This window comes from Pantoea sp. EA-12, assembly GCF_030053355.1.
Lineage (GTDB): Bacteria > Pseudomonadota > Gammaproteobacteria > Enterobacterales > Enterobacteriaceae > Pantoea > Pantoea vagans_C.
Genome location: NZ_JASGBY010000002.1, coordinates 97,195 through 118,227 on the forward strand (window position 1 = coordinate 97,195; position 21,033 = coordinate 118,227).

The 21,033-nt window shown below is 52.7% G+C and carries 15 protein-coding genes; 4 read left to right on the forward strand and 11 right to left on the reverse strand.

The annotated features are described in order from the left end of the window. Positions 1–10: 10 nt before the first annotated feature. The 7 genes from QMZ30_RS03165 to wbaP all read right to left on the reverse strand — a co-directional run bounded on the left by QMZ30_RS03165 (position 11) and on the right by wbaP (position 8,750). Entirely contained in the window at positions 11–1,045 is a 1,035-nt protein-coding gene (locus tag QMZ30_RS03165; protein WP_283226380.1) for a glycosyltransferase, read from the reverse strand. Positions 1,046–1,195: 150 nt separating this feature from the next. Next, positions 1,196–1,948, reverse strand: a complete 753-nt coding sequence (locus QMZ30_RS03170; RefSeq protein WP_283226381.1) for a glycosyltransferase family 2 protein — start codon at positions 1,946–1,948, stop codon at positions 1,196–1,198. A gap of 73 nt (positions 1,949–2,021) precedes the next feature. After that, positions 2,022–2,939, reverse strand: a complete 918-nt coding sequence (locus QMZ30_RS03175; RefSeq protein ID WP_283226382.1) for a glycosyltransferase family 2 protein — start codon at positions 2,937–2,939, stop codon at positions 2,022–2,024. A gap of 327 nt (positions 2,940–3,266) precedes the next feature. Continuing rightward, positions 3,267–5,444, reverse strand: coding sequence for a tyrosine-protein kinase Wzc (gene wzc / locus QMZ30_RS03180; protein ID WP_283226383.1), 2,178 nt, complete (start codon positions 5,442–5,444; stop codon positions 3,267–3,269). Between the two features lie 12 nt (positions 5,445–5,456). Then, positions 5,457–5,891, reverse strand: a complete 435-nt coding sequence (locus tag QMZ30_RS03185; protein ID WP_039327795.1) for an arsenate reductase/protein-tyrosine-phosphatase family protein — start codon at positions 5,889–5,891, stop codon at positions 5,457–5,459. Positions 5,892–5,899: 8 nt separating this feature from the next. Next, positions 5,900–7,030 (reverse strand): polysaccharide export protein, encoded by a 1,131-nt coding sequence (locus tag QMZ30_RS03190; RefSeq protein ID WP_283226384.1) that lies wholly within the window; start codon positions 7,028–7,030, stop codon positions 5,900–5,902. Between the two features lie 286 nt (positions 7,031–7,316). After that, positions 7,317–8,750, reverse strand: a complete 1,434-nt coding sequence (wbaP, locus tag QMZ30_RS03195; protein WP_283226385.1) for an undecaprenyl-phosphate galactose phosphotransferase WbaP — start codon at positions 8,748–8,750, stop codon at positions 7,317–7,319. A gap of 790 nt (positions 8,751–9,540) precedes the next feature. Between wbaP and QMZ30_RS03200 the strand changes: the two genes are divergently transcribed. Continuing rightward, positions 9,541–11,106, forward strand: a complete 1,566-nt coding sequence (locus tag QMZ30_RS03200; RefSeq protein WP_283226386.1) for a TerC family protein — start codon at positions 9,541–9,543, stop codon at positions 11,104–11,106. A 189-nt stretch (positions 11,107–11,295) separates the two neighbouring features. Here QMZ30_RS03200 and asmA read toward each other — a convergent pair whose 3' ends face one another. The 3 genes from asmA to udk form a co-directional block, all read right to left on the reverse strand. Next, positions 11,296–13,095 (reverse strand): outer membrane assembly protein AsmA, encoded by a 1,800-nt coding sequence (gene asmA, locus QMZ30_RS03205; protein WP_283226387.1) that lies wholly within the window; start codon positions 13,093–13,095, stop codon positions 11,296–11,298. A 53-nt stretch (positions 13,096–13,148) separates the two neighbouring features. Next, a complete protein-coding gene (gene dcd, locus QMZ30_RS03210; protein ID WP_084935026.1) occupies positions 13,149–13,730 on the reverse strand; it encodes a dCTP deaminase in 582 nt (193 codons plus the stop codon). An 88-nt stretch (positions 13,731–13,818) separates the two neighbouring features. Next, positions 13,819–14,457 carry a uridine kinase gene (gene udk, locus QMZ30_RS03215; protein WP_039333852.1) on the reverse strand — a complete coding sequence of 213 codons (639 nt, stop codon included), beginning with the start codon at positions 14,455–14,457 and terminating at the stop codon, positions 13,819–13,821. Between the two features lie 230 nt (positions 14,458–14,687). Between udk and QMZ30_RS03220 the strand changes: the two genes are divergently transcribed. The 3 genes from QMZ30_RS03220 (at position 14,688) to yegD (ending at position 19,443) form a co-directional block, all read left to right on the forward strand. Beyond that, positions 14,688–15,302 carry a phosphatase PAP2 family protein gene (locus QMZ30_RS03220; RefSeq protein ID WP_039333851.1) on the forward strand — a complete coding sequence of 205 codons (615 nt, stop codon included), beginning with the start codon at positions 14,688–14,690 and terminating at the stop codon, positions 15,300–15,302. Between the two features lie 148 nt (positions 15,303–15,450). Next, a complete protein-coding gene (locus QMZ30_RS03225; RefSeq protein WP_283226388.1) occupies positions 15,451–18,015 on the forward strand; it encodes a diguanylate cyclase in 2,565 nt (854 codons plus the stop codon). A 75-nt stretch (positions 18,016–18,090) separates the two neighbouring features. After that, positions 18,091–19,443, forward strand: coding sequence for a molecular chaperone (gene yegD / locus QMZ30_RS03230; protein WP_283226389.1), 1,353 nt, complete (start codon positions 18,091–18,093; stop codon positions 19,441–19,443). Between the two features lie 145 nt (positions 19,444–19,588). Here yegD and QMZ30_RS03235 read toward each other — a convergent pair whose 3' ends face one another. Continuing rightward, positions 19,589–20,929, reverse strand: coding sequence for a carbohydrate porin (locus tag QMZ30_RS03235; protein ID WP_283226390.1), 1,341 nt, complete (start codon positions 20,927–20,929; stop codon positions 19,589–19,591). Positions 20,930–21,033: the final 104 nt, after the last annotated feature.

Below are 21,033 nucleotides of genomic sequence, written 5' to 3' on the forward strand. Positions count from 1 at the left end.
GAGCCAACGCTTAAACCAGCGCCAGCCAGCTTTGTTTGATCTGATTACCGTCAAACTTCAGCGCAGTTTCTTTGGTTTTTTCGCTCATGGCGTAGAACAGGCCGTCATCGCTGGCGAGCTGGTCCATACGCGCCAGGAACGTCGATTTGTCATTCATCGGCACCAGGAAACCATCTTCGCCATGGTTGATGATCTCTTGCGGCCCGGTTGGGCAGTCGTATGCCACCACCGGCAGTGACCAGGATTTCGCTTCCAGCAACACCAGCGGCAGACCTTCATAGCGCGAGGTCATCAGCGCCATGTCACTGTCTCGGTAGTAATCATTGATGTTGCTGACTTTGCCGACGAAATTAACGCTATCAGTGATGCCCAGCGCAGCGGCCTGGTCGTGCAGCTGTTGGCGCAGCTCGCCGTCCCCGGCAATCACCAGCTTCCACTCAGGATGGGTTTTGCTGAAGTCGGCCCAGATATCCAGCAGCAGATCGAAACCTTTCTGGTTATCCAGACGCCCCACCGCTAAAGCCTGACGGCTGCGCGTCTGGCGCTGAAACGCTTTGTACACCACCGGATTCGGGATTTGCTGGCTGGCGATATTCCAGCGGCTGAACACCTGGTGATCTTTGTCTGTCAGCACAATCACCTGGTCGTAATAGCGCAGCAGCATCCATTTCAGCAGCTTGATCGGCTTGCTAAAGGAGTTGATGGCGATGTGTTCGCAGGCATAGGCTTTGAAGCGTTTTTTCTTCATCGCCATCAGGTTCCAGAAGGCGAACATCACGCTCAGGCGGCCCATGCTGATCAGGAATACGCTGTCGAAACCTTCCTGATGGATAGCCGCCACGGCGCTTTTAATTGGGTTGCTGTGGCCTTCAAAGCTGACAATCTGTTTCACGCGATCGAACGGGTAAAAAGTTTTGCCATGCCCTTCCAGCGAATAAATGGTGACGGCGTGCTGCTCACCGAGGCACTCCGACATGAAGTTGCAGATGTTCTCAGTACCCGCGTACGAGTAGGCATCTTTGATGACCAAAACTATCTTTTTCATGAACCTTTCCACCTCAAAATTTGAACCCAAACCCAAATCATTCGCGTTGTAACAAGGCGGCAAAGATGTTCATACCCAGGAGCTTACATCAGTAAGTGACTGGGTTGGACATCTGCAGCCAACGCAGTTACAGCGCGAAGGATGCAGGGTTTAACGATGCTTAAGGGCGAAAAGTACGCCATTCACCATGTACCACGTGTAATAGTAATAGATTTTTAACGGATTGTTTTTATAGATAATTCTTAATAATTCGAGGTGCCATTTCGCCGCTTTATTCTTGTTGCGAGACAGTGAGTCGCCCAGCTCGTAATAGTTGACCAGCGTCTTCTGAATCACCCGAGCTTGTTTGTAGCGGAGGAATAACTCGTAGAGGAACAGGAAGTCTTCATGCCCTTTGCGCTGGAAGAAGATGCCCTGCGGGGGACGGCGGAAACACACGGAAGAGAAGCACACGCGATATTGCTTCTTCACGAAGTTTTCCTGCTGCAGATAGGGTTTGCTGTAGAGGATGTCGTGGTCGGCGCTTTTGGTTTTGTAGTGATAATGCGTGATAACAAAATCATCACCTGCGGCGATAGCGGCGGTCTGTTCCGCCAACTTATCGGCATGCCATTCGTCGTCGCTGTCGAGGAACGCAATGATCTCCTCTTTTGCCGCACGTAAACCGACATTACGGGTTTCCGCTGCGCCAAGGTTCACTTCGTTGTTGAGAATGGTAATGCGCGCATCGGTGCAGTGTTCACGCACAAACGCTAAAGAATCATCAGTGGACTGATCGTTCACCAGGTAGAGATGCCAGTCGCTGTATGTCTGTTTGACGATCGACTCAACCGCGCGCAATACCGTTTTACGCGCGTTATACATCGGCATCACGATACCGACGGTGCCAACATGATTTGTCATTTGAATACCCGGAGTGTCAGGAACCAAAAAATTGCCCCCGATGTGGGAGCAAGTGAAAGTCGTTAAAAATGAATCAGGAAACGGCGCGTCCACCCGAGAAGCGCGATTTCACTTTGTCGAGCAAGCGATTCATAAAGTAAGCGCGGTTGTCTCGGTTGGTCAGGAAGAAATAACGCGCAAAACTGAGGCTCGCCAGCAGTGAATTGCCATCCATCTTGTAGCGCAGCGGCAGCTTGAAAGCTTTGTAGGTATGGATATCACGCGCGGTCAGATGCGGTTTCATGGTATCCAGCCAGAAGAAGGAGTACTTCACCGACTCACCCTTGTGTTTGGAACCAAATTTGGTCACCAGATGGTAGGTGGTCAGCGGCTGGTCAATCATCACAAAGTCATAACCCATGCGATCGGCACGGATGCAGAAGTCATAATCCTGATGGCGAATGTAGCGCGCATCAAAACGGATTTTCTCGGCATCTTCGCGTTTCAACACGATGGTGCTGGTCTGGATAAAGCCGTAGCAGCCAAAAAGATACTCCGCCACGGTTTCGTCTTTTCCTGGCGGCTGCATCGGCATTACCTTCAGGAAGTTGCCATCCTGGTGAATGTTCACCTGGCTGAAGATCAGGTAATGCGATTTGCCCTGCGCCTCAAGTTTGGTGATGGTGTCATACGCCACCTGCAGTTTGTCTTCACGCCATTCGTCATCGGCATCAAGGAAGCTAATAAAATCTCCTTCTGCCAGCTCGATACCTTTGTTGCGGGCACCAGCACCGTTGAGTTTGACCTGAGAGAGTTCAAGCTTGATATCCAAGTCCTGATAACGCTCACTCTGCACCACCTGCGCCAGCTCAGCCGCATCAGCGGATTTGTCATCAACGATGATGACCTCAAAATTGCGGTAAGTTTGCGCTTTGACACAATCTAACGTTGTGACAATTGATTCCGACGCGTTATACGCGGGAATGACAATTGAGAAGCGGATGTCCTGCATTGCCAGCACCTCTTAAACAGCTGTTCCAGATTTAACGGTAACGCGAGCAGCTATCAGAAAGGAATCGGCTTTGTTCTGAAAAATCATACCGTTATTTCTCTTAACCAATATGCTGTTGCGTTCCATCACGGAAGTTCCTAAGACTGTGCTGTGTGTATTATTGACAAAAACCTTCCCCTAAATCATTCGAGTCACAGCAAGGCGGCAAGTGAGACAATCCCCGGGAGCTTACATCAGTAAGTGACTGGGGTTGGATCACGCAGCCAACGCCGCTGTGGCTCGAATGATGACGAGGAAGAAAAAGGGGCGGAAAATCCGCCCCAGTATTTAGCTTTTTGTTTCTTTACCGTATTCGTAGTTGTAGTAGTCATAGCCATAACCGTAGGCATTTGACGCTTTACGAACCACGGCGTTAAGGATGACGCCTTTAATCTCGATGCCGTTCTGCGCGAAGCGCTTGTAGCTGACATCCAGTTCTTTGGTGGTGTTGGTTTCGAAACGCGCCACCATCAACGACGTACCGGCCAGCTTACCGATGATAGAGGCATCGGTGACCGCCAGAATTGGTGGGGTATCAATCAACACCAGGTCATAGTTCTTGCTAGCCCAATCCAGCAATTCACTCATGCGGCGATGCATCAGCAGCTCAGATGGGTTCGGTGGCACCTGGCCACGTGGCAGGAAGTCAAACCCGTAAACGCCCTTCTGAATCATGCTCGGTGAGAACTCGCTCTTGCCGGACAGCACATTGGAAAGACCCAATTTGTTATCCGAACCCAGCAGTTCATGGGTATAGCCGCGACGCATATCACCATCGATGAACAGCACACGTTGACCGGCTTTCGACACCAGCGTGGCGAGGTTGGCACAGATAAAGGTTTTACCAATGCCCGGACTTGCACCGGTGATCATCAGAATGTTGTTTTTCGCTTCCATCATCGCGAAGTGCAGGCTGGTACGCAGGCTACGAATCGCTTCGATGGAGAGGTCAGTCGGATTACCCAACGCCAACAGCGTGTTGTGCGGGTCACTCTTCTCTTTATGACCGCGGCGCGCCAACGCTTCCGTGTCTTTCTTACGTTGCCATTCAGACAGCGGCACACTGGCATAGACGTTCATACCCAGCTCTTCCAGCTGCTCTGGATTTTCAATGCCGTGATGGAACAGCGCTTTCAGCAACACCAGGCCAACCGACAGCATCAGACCCAGAATAAAGCTGGCGATAATAATCAGTGGTTTTTTCGGTGCTACCGGGCTGCCAGCGGTTTCGGCACGGTCGATGATACGCACATCACCCACGGTACTGGCTTTGCTGATACCCAACTCTTGCTGACGGTTCAGCAACTGCATGTAGATTTCCTGACCTGACTGCACATCACGGGTCAGACGGAGAATCTCTTGCTGGGTTTGCGGCATACCGGCAATTTTCTTGTTCAGTTTTGCCTGCTCGTCTTCCAGCGTTTTACGTTTTTCCAGCAGCGCACGGTAAGTCGGGTGATCTTTGGTATAGAGCTGTGACACCTCGGCTTCTTTGAACGTCAGTTCGTTCAACTGGCTCTGTACGCTTACGGAGGAATCCAGCGCTGACTTCGCTTCCAGCGACATATCAACCGATTCGTTCTGGCGGCGATAAGCGTTCAGCTTGTTCTCTGCGTCGTCAAGGTTGGTACGTACTTGCGGCAACTGGTTACGTAAGAAGTCGAGGCTCTTTTCAGCCTGTTCAGATTTACGCTCAACGTTCTGCAGCAGGTAGTTATTCACAATCTGATTCAGCACGCGGCTGGCTTGATCGGGATCTTCATCCACGAACTCAAGACCCAGTACACCGGTGGTTTTGCCTTTATCCGCGACGGTCAGCGCGCCCAGCACGTTTTTAATCGCCTGCAGGTCGCTGAGTTTCGTCACGTTGAAGCTGGTGCCTTCATCCGCCTGAATACCGCTTACCAGCATGGTCACATCGCCGTGCTGCTCCAGCTGACCGACACGTCCTTTGAACAGCTCATCGCCATCATTGGTGACGGTGTAAGTCTGCGGACCGGTGACTTCCAGTTGCACGGTACGCTTGTCGATAGACTTAGGAATTTCCAGACGCGAGATAGCGATTTGTGCCGGTTTGTTGCCCATCAGGCGCGACAGACCTTTACCAATCACCGGGAAGTAGTTCTGCTGCACCACGGTATCTAAACCGAGGTCGTCAACCGTCTTACCCAACACCATACGCGATTCAACGATCTGAATTTCAGTATCGGATGCCGGCGTGGTCGGCAATACGTCTTGCAGTTCGTTCAGAACAGAAGCGGTGTTCTTCTGCTCAACCTGCACCATGGCATCGGCACTGTAGATCGGGGTGGCAAACAGTGTGTAGAGCGTTCCCGCCAGCATAAAGAAGGCAGTAACCGCAACAATGATCCAGCGATGATCAATCAGCTGTCCCACAAGATGCGCCAGATCCCATCCATTCGAATCTTCTTTTGGCGCGGTCATAACCTTGTTTTTGATATTCATGGATATTCCCAACTATCGGCTTAGTACGTTGACCCATTTCTGGGTAGCGTTTTCCAGTAACCCGTAGACCTCTTCAAAGGCCTCGCGACTTTTTTTATACGGATCCGCAATTTCCTGTTGGTTGAGCCAATGCCCAAGCAGCATGGTTTTTCCGCGTGCAGCTGGATCAATGCGATTCACCTGCTCAACGTGTCGCTTCTCCATCACCAGAATCAGGTCGTAATCACGGCACATACTGGCCGTTAACTGCTGAGCCTGATGACCTTCCAGCGACACACCGTGTTGAGCGGCGACATCGCTGGCAGTCTGATCCGCCGGATAGCCCTTCAGAGCGCCAAGCCCTGCAGAAGCCACCCGGGTTTTAGGCAGCGCGCGTTGGAACAGACGCTCCCCGGTGGGGGAGCGGCAAATATTGCCTACGCAAACAACTAACACGGACTTGATCATGATTAAACCTAGTCAGACCAATTGCGGAAACGCAGTGCGGCGGAACTTGCATCATCGATACCGACGATGGTTGGCAACAGCCCAGAAATCACGCGGTTCCAACGGGTAATTGGTGTGGCGGTGACGTAGACGATGTCGTACGGCTCCAGTTGGAATTCGGTGCCCATCACCATGGATGCCGCATCTTTCGTGTTCAGCTGATAGATGTTGGCAATCTTAGTGCGGTTAGCACCACGAATTGGACGAATAACGAATACGCCCGTAGCGTCAGAGGTGGTTTGATCCATACCCTGCGCATTACCCAGCGCTTCGGCCAGCGTCATGCCGCTGCGGTCCATTTTCAGCGTGGCCTGCTGTTTCACTTCGCCCATCACGAAGACTTTCAGATCATCGTTACGTGGCACGTAGAGAATATCGCCCGGATAGAGCAGATGGTTCTGACTCAGGTCGCCGTTTTGCATCAGCGCCTGCAGTGAAATGCGTTGTTCTTTACCTTGATGCGTCAGCACCACATTACGCCAGTCAGCATCGGCGGCTAAGCCACCAGCGGCGTTGACGGCATCCAGTACCGTCAATGGTACGTTGGTGATCGCCTGCTGACCCGACGTGGTCACCGAACCGGTCACGTAGGTTTTCTGAGAGCGGAACGCCGCCACATTGACGTCAACCTGCGGGCTCTCAATGAACTGCGCAAGACGACGCGCAATCTCAGCACGGATTTCGGTAACGGTACGTCCTGCGACGCGCACTTTACCAATGTACGGGTAGAAAATAGTGCCATCGGCCTGGACCCAGTTGCCGGTGTCACTGGCGCTACGATACTGACCGGCAGGTGTGGTCAATTCGGGGTGATCCCACACCGTGACGTTCAGCACGTCGCCGATGCCCACGCGGTATTCGTAGCTTTGAATTTCGGTCTGCAACGCTGGGTTAGCTTGCGCCACCAGCGGCTTGGCGCGCATCTGTTCAACCAGACGCGGCGTCATTGGGAAGACGTTTACGTATTTGTCGATGTCAAAGTTGCTATCCTGTTGCTCAATGACATCTTTTCCGCTAGTGGAAAGGTGCGAACCTGGTTCAATGGTGCACCCGGCGAGAAAAGTTGCGGATACCAGTAAAGGTATCAATTTAATTTTCATTATCATCTGATTCTTCGCTATCAGTTAATGATTGATAGAGGCGAAAACGCCGCTGTGTAGCGTCTTATAAAAAATAAAACCTGACGGGTTAAACACTGAAACTGTGGGTCATTATCATTTGCTCCCTTGGTTTTATGTTGTCACCGTGCCTTAGGACGACATCAATTAAAGTGGGTGAATCTCCAGACAACTGAAACACCTCACTCTATTCAGGCTGGATAATGGGCACTCCCAACACCGGCATTTCAGACGGGGATAATGATTTCGTCCCCTGCCCTACGTTCTATCAATAAGCGCCGTCACGTTTTAGTACGACACCTACTGTCTTAAACAGAATCGCAATGTCATTCCACAGCGACCAGTTTTTGACATACCACGAATCGAAATAGACGCGCGTTTCATAGTCAACGTCGTTACGACCACTGACTTGCCACAATCCCGTCATGCCTGGTTTCGCCATCAGGTAATAATCAACATCACCGGCATAACGACAGAGTTCATCTTCAATCACGGGACGTGGGCCCACCAGGCTCATGTCGCCACGCACCACGTTCCACAGCTGCGGCAGCTCATCCAGACTGGTTTTTCGGATAAAGTGGCCAACTTTGGTAATACGCGGGTCGTTTTTCAGTTTGAAATCTTTGTCCCACTCCGCACGCGCGACCGGGTCGGTACGCAGCACTTCTTCCAACACCTCTTTCGAGTTGATGACCATCGAGCGGAATTTAAGGCATTTGAACTTGCGACCATTAAGACCAACACGTTCATGACCGTAAATCGGTGGGCCGCCATCGCGTCCGACCATAAAACCGAGAACCAGCAGCGCCGGCGACAGCGCAATGATGATGCCGAGTGCGCCAACAATGTCGAAGGCACGTTTCAGGAAGCGCGAAGTGCGTTTCGCCAGATTGTTATTTACGCGCAGAATCATCACTTCATGGCTAAAGATGTAAGCCATATCGGTACCGTACAGCGGTACGCCGCGTAATGTTGGAATCACAGAGACGGAGCGGCAGTTATGCATGGCCAGCATTTTCAGCCAGTTGTCACGATGCTGACTCTGTTCAAACTCCACTGCCACAATGAACTGCGTCTCACTGTGCGTCAGTTGCCATAACTCTTGCTCGTTGTGCAGGACTGGCACACCAGAGATGCTGGCCTGCGGGCAACTGCCATCAACGTCGAAAAAGGCAATCACATCAAAACCCATCACCTCTTCACTTTGCAGTGCCTGCCAGGCTTCCTGGGCATTACGGCTGCTGCCAATGATGATGGTTTGTTTTTTCCACATGCCGAAGTGGTTAAGCACGCGTTTTGAAATAGCGCGGGCAATCGGAATTAAAATCAACGCCAGAATCCAGGTAATGACCCAAACAAAGCGTGACATCTGCCATTGCGATAACGCCGAAATTGACAAATCGATGACAGAGAAAATAAGAATGGTACGAAAGATCTCTTTCAACTCGAACCAGAACGGCTTGCGATAGGTATAATGACGCAGGCGAACCCAGAACCAGCCGGTACAAATAACCGAAAGACAGACGTGGGTGGCAACTTTTAAATTCAGGTATTTTTCAGAAATATCTGCCAGTGGAGAGTTAGTGAACGAATTAATCAACGCCAGTGCAATAAACAATGCCGCGTTGAAACAAATTAAATCCGAGCACGCCAGTAAAATTTTTGTGAGGAGACTTTTATATGTAATTTCTTTATCGCGCATATTTAACTCTTTTATTTTATTTCCTTAATCCCTAACGCCTCTGCCCTGTGTAATAAATGAGCGATATATCTACTGCAATCAGTGAGGCAATCTGCGGCGAACTCTCCGGTATTACGCCAATTCTCTATTTAGTAAAGCCAAAGAATTGTAATAAATACCAACAGATTAGTCTGACTTCCCTTGCCACAACCCCAGACATATTCTGAACAAAGAAAAGCACTTCGGGAACGCTACCGCCCTTGGCTGTCGCTGCCAATACCGCTACCAAGACATCTATTTTCATCGCACGCAGTCAGATTATTCTTAGCCGGAAACAGGCTTATCCTGTGCACGATCACAATTCACAACATTAAGAAGCTAAACAGCGCGCTATTAACAACATCGGCGCAGACATTTACTAACACGTTGCTATACTAGTTATTACTGGCTTGTTTACAAGTAGGCCCCGTGTTCCCTGCACTATTTTAGGAAAAAGACTACCAGCCATAAGTATTGATGCCATCCCTTTCAGCCCTTTCCTGCATAAAATTCAGATTAATTCGATACTCAGCCTCAGAGCACTTCGCATTAAAAACGTACGCCTCGATGCGTGAGTCGCAATTAATAGTGACAATCACCTTGCTGAGATGTTTATCCATACTTTCATCTTATCGGTGAAATGTTGCGCCTAAGATTATGCCTAAGCCTCAAGTCAACCTGATGATGTGGGCGTTAATGCCTGTTTGTACCTTGTGGGGCGATTTACTATCATCAGACAAAACGCATTTTCAGACATTCAGGTGATGAAAGCATGATGGAGTGGATCCTTGATCCTTCGCTCTGGGCAGGATTAGTGACGCTAATCGTTCTTGAGCTGGTGTTGGGTATTGATAACCTGGTTTTCATTGCTATTTTGGTGGAAAAATTACCGCCAACACTGCGCGACCGCGCCCGAGTGGTCGGCCTGCTGCTGGCGTTACTGCTGCGGTTGGTGCTGCTTGCCTCCCTTTCGTGGCTGGTGACACTCACTCAACCACTGTTTTCCCTGTGGCAACATAACTTCAGCGCACGTGATCTCCTGCTGCTCTCTGGTGGTCTGTTTCTTCTTTATAAAGCCACCACCGAACTCAACAGTCGTCTGGAAGGCGGTGATGAGGAGAATGGTCAAAGTAAGAACGGTGCTAAATTCTGGCCAGTGATAGCGCAAATTGTGGTGCTGGATGCCATCTTCTCGCTGGATGCGGTGATTACCGCCGTGGGCATGGTAAATGAGCTGCCAGTGATGATGGCGGCGGTGACGGTGGCGATCTTGCTGATGCTGCTGGCCAGCAAACCACTGACACGCTTTGTCAACAACCACCCTACCATTGTGATCCTTTGCCTTAGCTTCCTGTTGATGATTGGCTTCAGCCTGGTGGCCGAAGGATTAGGCTTTATTATTCCGAAGGGCTATCTGTATGCGGCCATTGGCTTCTCGATTCTGATTGAGATGTTTAATCAGCTGGCGCTGTTTAATCGTCGCCGCTTTCTCACCGCAGGGCGCCCGCTGCGTCAGCGCACTTCTGAAGCGGTGCTGCGTATTCTGCGTGGCGAAGCGCAACGGGCTGAACTGGATGCCGACACCGCCTCATTACTGAGCGATCACCAGGAAGGCGAGCTGTTTAATCGCCAGGAACGCCGCATGATTGCGCGCGTATTGGGATTAGGCCAACGCCATATCAGCAGCATCATGACATCGCGCCACGATATTGAGCATATCGACCTGAGTGAAGATCCTGCGGCCATCATGGCGAAGCTCGACAGTAACCAGCATACCCGCATTCTGGTGACGGAACGGGGGCAGGATCCACTCGGCGTGGTGCACGTCATTGATCTGCTGCATCAGTCTTTACACAGCAACCAGCTGGATTTGCGCGCGCTGATACGCCAGCCGCTGATTTTCCCTGAACGATTGACGTTATTGCAGGCGCTGGAGCAGTTCCGCCACGCCAGAACCCACTTCGCTTTTGTGGTGGATGAGTTCGGTTCCGTGGAAGGGGTGGTGACGCTGAGCGATCTGATGGAGACCATTGCGGGCAATCTGCCCAATGAAGGCGAAGAGATTGATGCACGCTATGACATTCAACCGCTCCCGCACGGAGGTTGGGTGGCCAATGGTCATATCCCACTGGAGGATTTAGCCGCCTATGTGCGCCTGCCGCTGGATGAAAAAGGCAATTACCATACGCTGGCGGGGTTCCTGATGGACAGTTTGCAGCATGTCCCCGAAGAAGGTGAAGAGTTGCAGGTGGGGGATTATTTATTGAGGACGTTGCAGGTGGAGAATCATCGGGTGCAGAAGGTGGAGATTGTGCCAGGTTCAGACACCGCGCAATAAATTGCGCCGCTACGGCACGAGCCTCATTTGTGTAGCGGAGCTATTTTTACACATTAATTTGTAGCGCTGATTTATCGCGCGTTAGAGCATGTTAGAACGACGCGATTTTCGCACGTTAATTTGTAGCGGCGCGATTTATCGCGCGTTAGTGCACAATTTCGTAAGGTGCGCATTTATGCGCACCAGGCATTACGGCTGTTTCGCTGGCTGCTGACGGTCAAGCCACTCGTTCAAACGCGACTTCGCTTCGCTCTGCAACTGCTGACGCACCACGTCGTCCACTGGCAATGAATACTGCAAATTATTCCAGCCGCCGTAAATGCGCAGCGGAATGGTTTGCGAGTTCAACAGACCCGCCAGCTTGTCGTCCCCTTTCCAGCCGCGCAGCATCATATTGATGGTCACGTCGAGCTGTTGGTTCACCACATCAATACTGCCCTTGGTCTGCACCGCCAGTCGGCTACTGCCGCCCTGCAGGTCTGGCATGACAATTTTCCCCTGCTGCAAGCTAATGCGTCCGCTCAGTTGCTGAATGCCCTGATCGTCCGGTTCATCATTACTCACACGGTTACTGACGCGAGACACGGCGCGGCGCACCATCTGCTGCAAATTCAACTGCGACAGTTGCAGGTTGGTGGCTTCCATTTCCGCACTGCCTTGCCAGTTGCGTTTGGCTTCCTCCACGCTCAAGCCTGCGCCACTGAGCTCACCCTTCAGTGAAACCGTGCCTTGCAGGCTCTCTGGCAACTCTAGCGCTTTCATCAACGGCGCAATGCTGATGTTTTCTATCTCCGGCTGCAACGCCACCTGCGTCACCGGTTGGCGAATATCAACTGAGCCAGGCAAAGAGAAATGACCGTCGCCGATTTTGCCCTGCAGTTTACTCAGCGTCATCAGACCTTCCTGATTGCTGGCATCAATTTGCAGGTTAGTCAGCGTCAGCCCACGCCATACGCCGCTGTCCGCATTGAGACTCAGAGTCAGATCCATCAAATTCAGCGGGGAATCCGCATTTTCTCGGTTGCGCGGCTCGGCAATAACCGGCGTGCGGATCACGCTGGCGTGCTGTGCCGTGCTGTTATCACTGGCTGGCGCGCTGGCCATCAGGTTGTCGAGATTTAATGTGGTGGCATGCAGCGCCAGGTTAAGCTGCTGTGGCAGGGTTAAGCGCCCTTCTGCCGAGCCATCCAGCGTGCTGTCGTTGGCCGTCAGTTGCATCTTCTGCATTGAAAACTGCTGCTTATCACCGTTCCATTCGCCCTGCCCGCTCAGCGTACCTTTGATGCCCTGCGGTGGCAGATTGGCGCCATCCAGCGTGTAATCCAGCCCATCTAGCTGGCCCACTAACCGATGTGGGTACTGCGCCACATTCATCTGGCCTTTAAGATTGACGCTGACGTTACGCTGATTACGCGAAATACGCGTGGCAAGTTCAAGGCTGGCGTTTTTGCTGGCATCCTGATCGAGATTCAGATTGAAATTGCGGAAGTTGTATTCTTCACCGCCCGGTTGCTGCCAGATGAGCAGACTGTCGGCGACGCGAAGTTTTGCGATATCAAATGACCAACCATTTGTGCCCGTGCTCACCGGTTCCGCATCACGCGGCCCCACCGGAGAACCACTGATTTTTTGCGGGGCGCTATCCGGCGTGGCACGAATCACGGCATTCTTCAGCATCACCTGGCTTACGCTCAACTGATGTGACAACAGCGGCCAAAGGTTCACATCCAGCCGCATGTTTTCTGCGGTGACCATCGGCTGGCTGGCGCCCGGCGCGGTCAGGCTCATGCGTCCGGCGAGGATGCTGAGTTGCGGCCAGACGTGCCAACGCAGATCGCCGCTCACTTCAAGCTGATAACCGCTGCGCTGCTGTACCTGTTGCACCATATAGGTACGAAAGTCGTTGGGATTGACCAGCAACACCAGTGCCGTCATGCCCGCGACCACCACCACTAACAGGATGGCCAGCGTCGTTATCAGTCTCTTCATAATCCCTCGGTTACCGTCTTACTTCGAACTGCAGCAGCCTTGGCTGCGCACTATCAGTCTTTGTCGATACGGCTCGCGTCTGCGCCCTGCTGACCACGATATTTTGCGTCTTCGCGGCGGTTATAGGGGCGTGCAGCCGGGCCAGACAGCGGCTCAAAGCTCAAAGCACCAATCAACATGCCCGGGCGCAACGCCAAGGGTAGCTTACCGGAGTTGTAGAATTCCAGGACGATGCGCCCCTGCCAGCCGGGATCGATACGGTGCGCGGTGACATGCACCATCAGGCCCAGACGAGCCAGTGAAGAGCGTCCATCCAGCCAGCCCACCAGGTCATCCGGAATCGTCACTGACTCCAGCGTGACCGCCAGCGCCAACTCACCGGGGTGCAGAAAGAATGCTTCCCCTTCCGGCAGCACGATTTCATCGCTCATCACACGATCCAAAGCCGCGCTGACTTCGTGTTTTGGACCACTCAAATCGATAAAGGGTGCCGTGTGACCACTAAAGGTGCGGAACTGGTTGCCAAGGCGCACATCCACGGTGGCTCCGTTAATGCGCTCCACAGGTGGGCGCGGTTCAATGGCTAACTTACCGTTGTCGAGCCACGCTTCAATATCGCGATCGCACAATCTCATCGCTGGTACTCCATGATTTAAGTGTAGCGAAAGGTCACCACTGTTGTGACAACCTTAGCGCGTCACGTCCATATCCGGACAGAGTGAATTAAAGATACTGGTTGATTTTTGCCTTGAGGATATCGATGGCGATGCGGTTTTTCCCGCCGCGCGGCACGATAATGTCAGCGTACTGCTTTGAAGGCTCAATAAATTGCAGGAACATCGGACGCACGGTTTTCTGGTACTGGCTCATAACCGAGTCCATTGAGCGACCGCGCTCGTTGACGTCACGCTTCATGCGGCGCATCAGGCAGATATCCAGCGGCGTATCCACGAAAATCGAGAAGTTCATCTCCTGACGCAGGCGCGAATCCGTTAACAGCAGAATCCCTTCAAGGATAATGACTTTTTTAGGCTTGAGGTGAATGCAGTCGCTGGTGCGGGTATGTTCAACATAGCTGTAAACCGGCAACTCAATGTCCTGCCCGGCCTTTAAAGCACGCAGGTGCTGCAACAGCAGGTCGTGATCCATCGCACTCGGATGGTCATAGTTGGTTTTCACCCTCTCTTCCATGGTGAGGTGGCTCTGATCTTTATAGTAGGCATCTTCGGGGATGACACCGATATGCTCGTCACCGACCTGGTCACGGATTTCACGATAGAGCGTGCTGGCAATAAGACTTTTTCCGGATGCGGATGCACCTGCAATGCCAACGATCACGCACTGATGAGACTTGTCAGTCATACTTTTTTAAGACCTGATAACTGGAGCCAATTGGAGCCGAAACGACAATGGGCCGATTGAGAGGGTTAGTTGGCGGCAATTATAGGTATTTCACCAGTTTGATGCCAGAGAATTGGACCCAAAGCTTTTCAGAATATCCCCTTTTGCAGCCAGACAGATAATCGATACACTGTTCATCTGCCTGTGATCTGTCCAGCGCAGATTGACCGAACGTAGCCACAAGGAAATGTATGAGCTGGAAAACCCTGACCTATTTTGGTGACAGCATGCTGTTGATCCCCACTGCGGTGATCATCGCGCTGATACTGCCTTGGAAAAGCGACAACCGCCAAACCGTGTGGTATTGGCTGCTGGCCTTTGGTCTGGCGGGTTTGCTGGTCAGCATCTCAAAAATCCTGTTTCTCGGCTTTGGCATTGGTAGCGCCAGATTTAACTTCACCGGTTTCAGCGGACACAGTGCGATGTCAGCGACACTCTGGCCGGTGATGATGTGGCTGGTCTCCGGCCGCTTTCCTGCTTTTTGGCGTACCGTCACCATTGGTGTGGGATATCTTATCCCGATGATGGTGGGCTTCTCGCGCCTGGTCATCCATGCTCACTCCTTTAGCGAAGTGTTAACCGGCCTGATGCTGGGCTTCACATTGAGCAGCGCCTTCCTGGTCACTCAACGCCGCACCGCGCTAAAAGGGTTTAGTCTGGCGCAAGTGTGTGTGGCGTTATTAGTGCCGGTGGTATTAATGGGCCATGGCCGAGTTGCCACCACGCAGCAATTTCTCGAACGTTTTTCCGCCAATCTCGCCGGTTTAGAAAAGCCCTTCACCCGCGCGGATCTTTACCGCCAGTAGCCGGGTGCACAAGGGCCAGTCAATCGTTTGAATAGCGACTAAATTTGATTTCTGCGCAGACATCTTATTCAGATGTGCTAGCATGCAAAGCAGAGATTGAATGGCGCATTTTTCGTCGTATAACGGATGCGCGAAGCTGGATTCGTGCATGACCCTTGAGATATTGACCTCACAGGATAGACCGCAAAGAAATTGGCTCAACGCCTTATTGCTGGGTGCTTTAGCCTTTTTGCTGACGCTGTTTTGTCTGGAACTGATTGTCGTCAGTGGGCGTATTTCCCCGCTCTGGTATTCCACGGCTTTGATGACCGTGGTGGTATTTCGCGCTCCCTCCAAACGTGTACCCTTATTGCTGCTGAGCTGTGTACTTGGCACCGCCTTAGCCAACTTATTAGTAATTGGCCCGGCGCTGAGCAATATTAAATTCGCCATACTCAATATGGTGCAGGGTGTTCTCGCCGGCCTGATGCTGCGTGCGCTACTCGATCGCAAAGCCCCGCTGAACTCCCTGCTTGACTGGGTGCGTTTTGCCTTGTGCGCGGGCTTGATTGCCCCGCTGATCGGGGGAGTGCTGGCGCTGTGGATGCTGCACGTGGGTCATAAAGCGTCACTGCCGTTCTTTTCCACCTGGGTGATTTCAGAAATCATCGGCGTGCTGGCATTTGGCCCCGTGCTATTACTGTGGCCCAACAAGCCATTGCGCCAACTGATTACTCCCGGCCGCCAGTTGGAAACCTTACTGACGCTGAACTTCACGCTTTTCGCCAGCTATCTTTCACTGCGTTTCCTGCCGTGGCCGTTTACCTTTATCGTCGTGATCCTGTTCTGGTGCGCAGTGCGACTGCCCAAATTCGAGGCATTCCTGCTGTTCTTCCTGAATGCCAGTTTTATCTCGATTCTGTTGGCATTTGGCTGGGTGAACCTGGTGCAAACGGGGTTACTGCTCGGTCAGGTTAGCACCTGGTTACCTTTCCTGCTGGTGCTGCTGCCCAGCCATGTGATGGCACTGGTGATGGATGCCTTCCAACGTGAAAAACACCATATCAGCGAAAGCGAAACCCGCTTCCGTAACGCCATGGAATACTCGGCGATTGGTATGGCGTTGGTGTCGCCCAATGGCGGCTGGCAGCAGGTCAACCAATCGTTATGTCACACGCTTGGCTACCCTGCTGACGAGTTGAAGAAACTGACGTTCCAGCAAATTACCCATCCCGATGACCTGAATAACGATTTACTGCAGCTTGAGCGGCTCGTGGCGGGTGAGATCCTGACCTACACCATGGAGAAGCGCTATTTCCGCCGGGATGGGGAGATTGTCTGGGCGCGGTTAACCGTTTCCATGGTCAGTGACGCCGATGCACAGCCGCTCTATTTCATCTCCCAAATCATCGACATCTCAGAGCTGAAACAGAGTGAACAGGTGAATCGACGCCTGATGGAGCGCATCACGCTGGCCAACGAAGCCGGCGGTATTGGCGTATGGGAGTGGAACCTGCTGACGGGTGAAATGCTGTGGGACAAACGCATGTACGAGCTGTTCGCGTTGGGCCCACATCAAATACCCACCTACGATCTCTGGGTGCATTTACTGGATCCCGCCGAGCGTGAATCTGCTGCGCTGACCGTCCAACAGGCGATTGAGCGACGTAGCGCGTTCCATCTTGAATACCGTGTGAATCTTCCTTCTGGCCCGCGTTATATTCGCACCGAGGCCAACCGTATTCTGAGCCAGGACGGACAGATAGAGCGCATGCTCGGCATCTGTCAGGACATTACCTCGCTGCGCGCGCTGAATGAAGCGCTGTTCCAGGAAAAAGAGCGCATGGCGATCACTCTGGATTCGATTGGTGAAGCGGTCATCAGCACCGATGATGAAATGCGCGTGACCTTTATGAACCCGGTGGCAGAAACCTTGAGTGGCTGGACGCAGAGTAAAGCGGCGGGCATCCCGATTACCGATCTGTTGAATATCACGCGGGGGGTGCAGGGTCCGCGCGTGGAGAATCTGCTGCTTTGCACCCTGCCCGATGAAAAAACCTCGCCTGACCTGGAGGAGGAGCTGGTGCTGCATACGCCGGATGGCGCACAGGTAGAAATCCACTACAGCATCACCCCGCTGAAAACCCTGACCGGCGCCAGCATTGGCGCGGTGATGGTAATCCAGGATGTCAGTGAATCGCGCAAAATGATGAAGCGTCTGAGCTACAGCGCGTCACACGATATGCTCACCCGCCTGCCAAACCGCCACAGTTTCGAACAACAGCTTAAGCGGCTGGTGAATGATGCCGCAGCGAATAAAAACCAGCACGTGTTGGTGTTTATCGATCTGGATAAGTTTAAAGCCGTCAACGACAGCGCCGGGCACGCCGCGGGAGATGCCTTGCTGCGCGAACTGGCGGACCTGATGCAAAAGTATTTGCGCAGCAGCGATGTTCTGGCGCGTCTCGGTGGCGATGAGTTTGGTGTGTTACTGCCTAACAGCGATGTCGATCAGATGCGCGATGTGGTGCAACGCATTGTTTCTGCCGTCAATGACTTCACCTTTATCTGGCATGAACAGCCTTATCATGTAGGTGCCAGCGCCGGTGTGACGCAGATTGATCAGCACAACTGCATCAGTAATGTGGTGATGTCGCAGGCTGATGTTGCCTGCTACAGCGCAAAACACGCGGGCCGTGGTCAATATCACGTTTACCAGGAAGTTCAAATGTAATCACCACCTGCTTATTGCCAGCCTGCGCTGGCTGCGCTAAAGTCGCCCCCTTTTTTTCTGGCATGGGGGATCATTATGTTTATCGGATTCGATTACGGCACGGCCAACTGTTCTATCGCAGTGAGCGATAACGGCACACCGCGCCTGCTGACACTGGAGAAGGGTCAGCGCCTGCTTCCCTCCATGATTTGTGCGCCGACGCGCGAAGCGATCAGCGAATGGCTGCATCGTCATCATCAGGTGCCGACACCGGACAGTGAAGGCACGGCGCTGTTGCAACGCGCGTTGCGTTTTAACCGCGAAGAAGATATCGAGGTCACGCCGGGCAGCGTGCAGTTCGGCATCACTGCGCTGCAACAATATATGGTTGACCCTGAAGACGTGTGGTTTGTGAAATCACCGAAGTCCTTCCTTGGTGCCAACGGCCTCAAGCCGCAGCAAATTGCCTTCTTCGAAGATTTGGTGTGCGCCATGATGCTGCACATTCGTCAGCAAGGTGAAACCCAACTTGACCGCCCGATTGAGCAGGCGGTGATTGGTCGCCCGATTAACTTCCAGGGCTTAGGTGGCGAAGACGCCAACCAGCAGGCACAGGGCATTTTGCTGCGTGCCGCGAAACGTGCAGGCTTCCGTGACGTTGAATTCCAGTTTGAACCGGTGGCTGCAGGGCTGGATTTTGAAGCCACACTGGAGAAAGAGACGCGCGTGCTGGTGGTCGACATCGGCGGCGGAACGACAGACTGCTCGATGCTGTTGATGGGACCAGAATGGCGCAATAAAACCGATCGTCGTGAGAGTTTATTAGGTCACAGCGGCTGCCGCGTAGGCGGTAACGATCTGGATATTATCCTGGCGTTCAAAACCCTGATGCCACTGCTGGGTCTTGGCGGCAATACGCAAAAAGGCACCGCCCTGCCCGCGCTTCCTTGGTGGAATGCGGTGGCGATTAACGATGTTCCGGCACAGAGCGATTTTTATTCAGCGGCAAGCGGCAAACTGTTGCGCGACCTGATTCGTGATGCCGAAGAAGCGGATAAAGTGTCACACCTGCTTAAGGTATGGCAGCAGAAGCTGAGCTATCGTTTAGTGCGTGCAGCGGAAGAGAGCAAAATCGCCCTGTCTGAACAGAACGAGACCGATGCGTCGCTGGCGTTTATCGCGCAATCTTTGCAGGCTGAAATCAGCGCTGCACAGTTGGAAGAAGCCATCAATCAGCCCTTGGAGCGTATTCTGGAGCAGGTTCATCTGGCGCTGGCGACGTGCGAAACCAAACCTGAAGTGATCTACCTGACAGGCGGCAGCGCGCGTTCTCCAGTGCTGCGAGCGGCACTGCAACAGGCGCTTCCGGATACACCTATTGCCGGTGGCGATGATTTTGGATCGGTTACCGCCGGTCTGGCGCGCTGGGCCGAGGTGATGTTCGGTTAATATTGGTAGCGGCGCAATTTATTGCGCGCCCTGGCAATCGTTCCGCTGCATCAATGCGCGATGAATCGCGTCGCTACGGTTTCAAGCCTTATAGCCATAAAAAATGGCGGCCCACCTGGCCGCCATTTTTGTCTGCATCTGCGAATCAGAAATTAATATTCGCTGCGATGCCGCCTACAAAGGCGTCTTTCACTTCACTGACGGCACCCGGTGCCACCACATACTGCAGGTTAGGACGCAGTTGCAGCCATTTGGTCAGCTGAGCGTTGTAGTAAATCTCGTAGTTGTACTCTGAGCCATCCTGAATCGGCAGATAGGTTGGACTATTGAAGTCCGTTTCGCCGTTGGCATTATTCTGTTCACGCAGCGAGCGGGTATAGGCGCTGTTGACGTGAATACGTGCGGCACCGACACCAATCTCATCCTGTGGACGCGCGTCAAACGGCCCTTTCCAGGTAAAGCTGATGGACTGATAGTTATCCGTTTTCGAGGTTTTGTGGTCGTTCATAACGGCCTGCACGGTCACACCCAGGCCACGGCTGGCATCGCCACCCTGCGCGGTCAACTGCTGTTGCAACAGCACATAGCCGCCGTAGGCGTGATCCTGGCTCTGGTAAGCACCGTTACTCCAGCTACCGTAGTTATCGCTATTCGCTGATGAGTAGTAATAACCAATTCGGTAGTTACCCGGCAGTTTGTCCGCGCCGAAAGTCGGTTTCCAGCCCAGTTCCACCGGCACCATGTTGCCTTCGGAATTGCTGGTGTCGAGACGGAAGCCATCGCCGCGATCATAGTTCGAACTGTTCTGGTTATAGAAGCCGACCTGGAAGAACACTTCAGGCGTGATGTTGATTTTTACGCGACCGCCCCACTGGGAAACCGGCCAGTTGAACCAACGGTCACCACGCCAGTTACCCGCCTGGCCACTACCAAACGCCAGGTTCTGGAACTTACTGTCGAAATTATCGAAGTCTTCACCGACGGTAACGCGACCGGCTTTCAGGTCAACCACATCGTTGAACAGACCTTTACGCAACCAGAACTGTGTCAGGCGCCAGGTTTGCCCACGTCCATACACTTCCTGTACGGATGACAGCATGCCGGTACGACGGTCAGCCACCTGATCGGAGATGTTCTGGCCATTACGGTCGGTGATGGTCATCTGGAACTCGGCATCCTGCCAGTTCAGCAGTTTTTCCAGGTCAAAGTTTGCGCCAAACGCCCACTGGTCGCTGTAGCGCATAGAGGTGTTGGTATCCGCGCCGCCGCCAAGGTTAGAGGCGCTTTCCATGGTGTAGTTGACGTCGAATTTAATCCCGTCATTCTCCAGCTGCGTTCGGTAACCTCCCCAGTCACCAAACATGTACGGTGAGTCAGCGCTGAATGCATCGGCGGCCATCGCAGATGCGCTCAGCATCGCAAACATCAGGGTTCCCGCTGCCAGGCGGGGCATAAACTGCACTGCTTTTTTTCTGTTCATGATCATTATTCTTTTGTGAGTGACTGGAAAGGATCGAACAGAGGATAGTGCTGGGGATATGTCAATTTTTGCAAATATGTGCGCAGTGAAAGATCAGGTGATAGTTAATT